This window comes from Paraburkholderia fungorum (assembly GCF_046026025.1).
Taxonomy (GTDB): Bacteria; Pseudomonadota; Gammaproteobacteria; order Burkholderiales; family Burkholderiaceae; genus Paraburkholderia; species Paraburkholderia fungorum_E.
In genome coordinates, this window is sequence record NZ_JAQQFL010000080.1 from 1 (window position 1) to 2,560 (window position 2,560).

Sequence of the window (2,560 nt, forward strand, 5' to 3'; positions counted from 1 at the left end):
GCGCTTTCTCGCCACCCTGGGCTATCCGAACTGGGAAGAGACGCAGAATCCTGTGTACCGCCTGTTCCTTGCTTGATCACTTTTGACTGAAACGCGCAGATGGCACTTTCGCTTGTCGACAAACTGGTGGTGGCAATCTCGTCGCGCGCGCTGTTCGACTTCGAGGAAGAGAACTGCGTGTACGAGGAAGGCAACCTGCAGGCGTATGAAGCGTTGCAGCGCGAGCGGTTGGCCGTGCCCGCCAAACCGGGCGTGGCGTTTCCGCTGATCCGCAAGCTGCTGGCGTTAAACGCCGGCGGCCATCGCGTCGAGGTCGTGATTCTGTCGCGCAGCGATCCGATCAGCGGATTGCGCGCATTTCACTCGTGCAGGGAGTATGGGCTGGCGATCGAGCGCGGCGTGTTCACACGTGGGCGCGCACCATTCGGTTATCTGAAACCGTTGAACGCTTCGCTGTTTTTGTCCGCGAATCAGGACGACGTGCGTGATGCATTGGCCGCCGGATTTCCGGCCGCGCGCGTCTTGCCTGAATCGGCGAAAATGGCGAGCAAGTATCCGGACGAAATCCGGATTGCCTTCGACGGCGACGCAGTATTGTTTTCCGACGAAGCCGAACGCATCTTTCAGAAAGATGGCCTGCGTGCGTTCGTCGGCCATGAGATTCACAACAAGGATTTGCCGCTCGCGGATGGGCCTTTGAAGCCGTTGCTCGAAGCCCTGCACCGGCTGCAGAAACTCGCGGACGAAGCCGCTCCGATGCATATTCGTACGGCATTGGTAACGGCGCGCTCGGCTCCGGCGCATGAGCGCGCAATCCGCACCTTGATGGCGTGGAACATCGAAATCGACGAAGCGATGTTTCTCGGCGGCCTCGACAAGAGCGCGTTTTTGCGCGAGTTCGAGCCGGACTTTTTCTTCGACGACCAAATTGGCCATTGCGAATCGGCCCGCGTCGTGACGGCGACGGGGCACGTGCTGAGTGGCATCGTGAACGCATCATGACACCTGAACAATCACCACTGGGTAAGGCTTCCACTTACACCGAACAATATGACGCTTCGCTGCTTTTTCCGATTGCCCGGAAGAATGCACGTGAGGCGATTGGGATTGGCGCGCAGTTGCCGTTTTTCGGCACGGACATCTGGAATGCTTACGAGCTTTCCTGGCTGAATGCGCGGGGCAAGCCGCAGATTGCGGTGGCCACTTTCTTCGTGCCGGCTGATTCGCCGAACATTGTCGAGTCGAAGTCGTTCAAGCTTTATCTTGGGTCGTTTGCGCAGACGGCTTTTGAGTCGATGGAGATGGTGCGGGACACGATCAAGCGGGATGTTTCCGCTTCGTGTGGCGCGACTGTTTCTGTTCATCTGAGCGCGCCGTACGAGTTCGGCAAGTTGCAGATGGAAGAGTTTGAAGGTTTGTCGCTGGATCGGTTGGATCTGGATACGGATGTTTATCAGCCGGATGCTTCGTTGCTCAAGGCGGCTCTTGATGAAGCGCCGGTTGAAGAGACGTTGTTCTCTAACTTGCTGAAGTCGAATTGTCCGGTGACCGGGCAGCCTGATTGGGGCAGCGTGCAGATTCATTATGTCGGGCCGCAGATCGATCATGCGGGTTTGCTGCGGTACATCATCTCGTATCGGAATCACACCGGGTTTCATGAGCAGTGTGTCGAGAGGATTTTTATCGATGTGATGAAGGCCTGCCGGCCGGTGAAGCTTGCTGTTTATGCGCGGTATACCCGCCGCGGGGGGCTGGATATCAATCCTTTCCGCACGAATTATAATTTGCCGATGCCGGATAATTTGCGGTTGGCGCGGCAATAAAGGTTTGGGTGGTTTTTTTGCCTGTGCGGCGATTTTTTGTTTGTGTGCTTTGTGGTGGTGGGCTTTCGTTGTTCTGACTTCTTTGGCCTTTCCTTGATTTGTTGGTGGTCTATTAGCGTCGCCCCTGTGCGGGGCGGGCACCTACTTTTCTTTGCCTGCCGCAAAGAAAAGTAGGCAAAAGAAAGCGGCTCACACCGCCAGCTCTTAAGTGGGTCCCCCGCACAGCCACGGTAGTGGTGCATCTGGAATCTGCGCTCTCGCACATTCCGCCCCGGTGACAAGGCAGTCTTACTTCCGGCGGCGCTGCGCGCGCCGACGCGTTCTTCATAGAACCAATCGCTGCGTTTTCGCATTTACCCATCATTCGGTGCAGCCGCTCGACCTGCACCTGATCAGTCGCTCTGTTGCCCCCAGTTTTCATTCGAAGTACGAACTTCCAACTGCGCGGGCCGCCACAACTGCTGGTCTGCCAGGGTGAACACCATATCTGCGAAGGCGCTGCGGCACTTGCGCATTCGACGCATCGCCGAGGCGAAGCCGATGGCCTCCGCCGCGCAAAACGAAGCCCCTGGTTTCCCTGGCAGACCCATCCGCGACGCACGCAGTGCGGAGTGGGAACGAATGAGCGCCTTGTCGCTAACGCGGAATATGCGAGAGCACAGATTCCAGATGCACCACTACCGCGGCTGCGCGGGGGACCCGCTTAAGAATTAGCGGTTTGAGCCGCTTTCTCTTGC

Annotated in this window: 2 protein-coding genes; both read left to right on the forward strand. The window is 57.5% G+C overall.

Features of this window, described 5'->3' with window-relative positions:
- Positions 1-99: 99 nt before the first annotated feature.
- Complete coding sequence (locus tag PQR67_RS38065) at positions 100-1,002, forward strand: 5'-nucleotidase (protein WP_408204056.1); 903 nt, start codon at positions 100-102, stop codon at positions 1,000-1,002.
- On the forward strand, positions 999-1,823 hold the full coding sequence (gene queF, locus PQR67_RS38070; RefSeq protein ID WP_408467929.1) for an NADPH-dependent 7-cyano-7-deazaguanine reductase QueF: 825 nt from the start codon (positions 999-1,001) through the stop codon (positions 1,821-1,823). Before PQR67_RS38065 ends, queF begins: the two co-directional genes overlap by 4 nt.
- Positions 1,824-2,560 lie beyond the last annotated feature (737 nt).

Excerpts from the sequence above, each read along its gene's own strand:
- queF (WP_408467929.1), top strand. The coding sequence starts at position 999 with ATGACACCTGAACAATCACCACTGGGTAAGGCTTCCACTTACACCGAA.
- PQR67_RS38065 (WP_408204056.1), top strand. The coding sequence starts at position 100 with ATGGCACTTTCGCTTGTCGACAAACTGGTGGTGGCAATCTCGTCGCGC.